The 2,938-nt window shown below is 70.6% G+C and carries 4 protein-coding genes; 1 reads left to right on the top strand and 3 read right to left on the bottom strand.

Going from position 1 to position 2,938, the window contains the following annotated elements:
* A partial coding sequence (locus FNH05_RS35420; protein WP_144593211.1) for a S8 family serine peptidase occupies nt 1–361 on the top strand: 361 nt, incomplete at its 5' end.
* Here the strand turns inward: FNH05_RS35420 and FNH05_RS35425 are convergent.
* The 3 genes from FNH05_RS35425 to FNH05_RS35435 are packed head-to-tail and all read right to left on the bottom strand — an operon-like array spanning nt 339 to nt 2,900.
* Complete coding sequence (locus FNH05_RS35425; protein WP_144593212.1) at nt 339–1,163, bottom strand: ABC transporter permease; 825 nt, start codon at nt 1,161–1,163, stop codon at nt 339–341. The two genes, FNH05_RS35420 and FNH05_RS35425, sit on opposite strands and share 23 nt — an antisense overlap.
* Before the next feature lies 1 nt (nt 1,164).
* Entirely contained in the window at nt 1,165–1,989 is an 825-nt protein-coding gene (locus FNH05_RS35430; protein ID WP_144593213.1) for an ABC transporter permease, read from the bottom strand.
* Complete coding sequence (locus FNH05_RS35435; RefSeq protein ID WP_186382904.1) at nt 1,989–2,900, bottom strand: ABC transporter ATP-binding protein; 912 nt, start codon at nt 2,898–2,900, stop codon at nt 1,989–1,991. Before FNH05_RS35435 ends, FNH05_RS35430 begins: the two co-directional genes overlap by 1 nt.
* Between the last annotated feature and the right edge of the window lie 38 nt (nt 2,901–2,938).

Consider the following 2,938-nt stretch of genomic DNA (forward strand, 5'->3'; position numbering starts at 1 on the left):
CTACAGCTCCTACGGGCTCGGCGTGATCGGCCTGGCCGCCCCCGGCGGTGACGGCCACGACTGCGTGCTGTCCACGGTGCCCGGCGGCGGGTACGCGCCCCTGTGCGGCACTTCCATGGCGGCACCGCACGTGAGCGGGGTCGCCGCGCTGATCGCCTCGGCGCATCCCGGCTACGGGCCCAGGCAGTTGCGCGAGGCGCTGTACCGCACGGCCCGCCCGATGCCCTGCCCCGCGGACTACGACCTCACCGGCGACGGGCATCAGGACGCCTACTGCACCGGCTACACCGCCTACAACGGCTTCTACGGCCACGGCATGGTCGACGCGCGGGCCGCGCTCACCGCAGGAGCAGGTGGGTGATCCGGCGCGACGCCGCCCACACCCCGAACGCCGTCAGTGCCACCAGATAGGCCAGGTGGCCCAGCATGTCCGGCCGCAGCAGCCCGGCCGACACCTCGCGCATCAGCTCCACCCCGTGGTAGAGCGGCGAACACTGCACCACCACGCGGATCGCCCCCGGGTACACCGACAGCGGGTAGAACGTGGTGGAAAACAGGAACAGGGGCATCACGACGAGCTGGATGTAGTCGAACTGGGACGGCGAGCGCAGGAAGGTGGCGCAGGCCATGCCGATGGCCGCGAAGGCGAACGCGACCAGCAGGGCGATCGGGATGATCAACACCGCCCACGGCGAGGCGACCAGCCCCATGCCGAGCATCACGCCGAAGAACGCCACCGCGTAGAGGCCGCCGCGCAGCACCGCCCAGGCGATCTCCCCGATCGCGATGTCCAGCGGGCCGACCGGGGTGGCCAGCATCGCGTCGTAGGTCTTCGCGTAGCGGATCTTGAAGAACACGTTGTACGTGGAGTCGAGGACGGCGCCGTTCATCGCCGAGGACGCCAGCAGCGCGGGGGCGACGAAGGCGACGTAGCTGATCGGCCTGCCATCCGGCCCGGCCACGTCGCCGACCAGCCTGCCGAACCCGATCCGGAAGGCGATCAGGTAGAACAGCGGCTCGAACACGCCGGAGACGAAGACGAGCCACATCCGCGAGTAGGTGAGGATCGAGCGCTCGACGACCTTGCTCGCCCGGCCCGCGTAGAGCCCCGGCGGCAGGATCCGCAGCAGCGGCCCGGGCCGCCTCTGGTGCAGCACCGTCATTTCAGACCACCAGCCGTCGGTAGAAGTACCTGCGGGCGAGGAAGACCCCGAGCGCCAGCAGTGCCGCGAGATACGCGACGTGCCCGAGCGCGGCCCAGCTCCCCAGCCCGCCGAGCGTGACCCCGCGTGCCAGCTCGTTTCCGTGCCAGAGCGGGGAAATCCAGGCCAGCCAGCGCAGCGCGAGCGGGATCTGCGCGATTGGGAAGAAGGTTCCGGCGAACAGCGTCATCGGGATCACGACGAACCGGAACAACCCGTTGAACCGGGTGCCCTCGTCGAAGGTGGTGGCCGCGAAGGCGGTGACCGGGGCGGCGCACGCCAGCCCGGTGAACACCCCCACGACGACCACCGCCACCACGCCCGCGTTGAGCCAGGCGCCGAAGGCGAGCGCGATCAGCGCGTACACCACGCTGGACAGCAGTATCCGCAGGCCCACCCACGCGAGATGGCCGCCGAGCAGTTGCCCCGGGGTGACCGGGGTGGCCGTCACGGCGAGGTAGTCCTTCTGCCATTTGAACCCGGACAGCACCGGGTACGTCGACTCCGCCACGCTCTGCTGCAGTGCCGCGGACACCAGCAGCGCCGGGGCGATGTAGTGCAGATAGGACAGTCCGCCGGTGGCCGGGCCCGCCGGCACCTGCGAACCGAAACCGAGGCCCATGGCCAGGAGGAACAGCAGCGGCTGCAGTCCCGAGGAGTACAGGGTGGACTTCCAGTACCGGCGGTACCAGGACAGGTTCGCTTCCACGCGCAGCAAGGCCGCCCGCCACGGCCCGACCACGCGGCCCGCCGATGTCACCGATGCCGGCGTCGATCCCGCCGTCATCAGTCCACCAGCGTCCGGCCGGTGAGGTGGAGGAAGACGTCCTCCAGGCTGCTGCGGCGGACCAGGCTCGACAGGGGCCGGATGCCGCGGACGTGCACCTGCTCCAGCGCGGTCTCTCCCGCCGCGGTGTAGAGGAGCAGCCGGTCCGGCAGGACCTCCACCCGTTCGGCCAGATCGGCCACCGCGGCCAGGGGTGCCTCCTCGCCCGGCGGGAACCGCAGTTCGAGCACCTCGCGGGTGGAATAGCGGGAGATCAGCTCGGCCGGTGAGCCCTCCGCGACGATCCGGCCGCCGTCCATCACGACCAGCCTGTCGCACAACTGCTCGGCCTCGTCCATGTAGTGGGTGGTGACGATGAGCGTCACGCCCTGCGCCTTGAGCCGGAACAGCCTGTCCCACAGCAGGTGCCGGGCCTGCGGGTCGAGCCCCGTGGTCGGCTCGTCGAGCAGCAGGAGCTCGGGGTCGTTGACCAGCGAGCGGGCAATGGTGAGCCGCCGTTTCATCCCGCCGGACAACGGTTCCACCTCGTCGTCCGCGCGGTCGGCGAGCTGGGCGAACTCGAGCAGTTCGGCGGCCTTGGCGCGGGCCTGCGCCCGTGACAGGCCGAAGTAGCGGGCATAGACCTGGAGGTTCTGCCGCACGGTCAGCTCGGTGTCGAGGTTGTCCTGCTGCGGCACCACGCCCAGCCGGGCCCGGATGCGGGGGCCGTCGGTGTCCGGGTCCAGGCCGAGGATACGGAGATCGCCGTCGCTGCGCGGGGACACGCAGGCGATCATGCGCATGGTGGAGGACTTGCCCGCGCCGTTCGGGCCGAGGAAGCCGAACGCCTCCCCGCGCCGCACCTCGACGTCGATGCCCTGGACGGCCTCGAACCCGCCGAAGCGCTTCACCAGTGCCTTCGCCCGCACCATGGTCGTGTCTTCGTCCACGTCTCGCACACTAGGACGAA

This window comes from Amycolatopsis rhizosphaerae (assembly GCF_007713715.1).
GTDB lineage: Bacteria > Actinomycetota > Actinomycetes > Mycobacteriales > Pseudonocardiaceae > Amycolatopsis_E > Amycolatopsis_E rhizosphaerae.

Coding starts and splice junctions, on each gene's coding strand:
- FNH05_RS35425 (WP_144593212.1), bottom strand. CDS start 1,163: ATGACGGTGCTGCACCAGAGGCGGCCCGGGCCGCTGCTGCGGATCCTG.
- FNH05_RS35430 (WP_144593213.1), bottom strand. CDS start 1,989: ATGACGGCGGGATCGACGCCGGCATCGGTGACATCGGCGGGCCGCGTG.
- FNH05_RS35435 (WP_186382904.1), bottom strand. CDS start 2,900: ATGGTGCGGGCGAAGGCACTGGTGAAGCGCTTCGGCGGGTTCGAGGCC.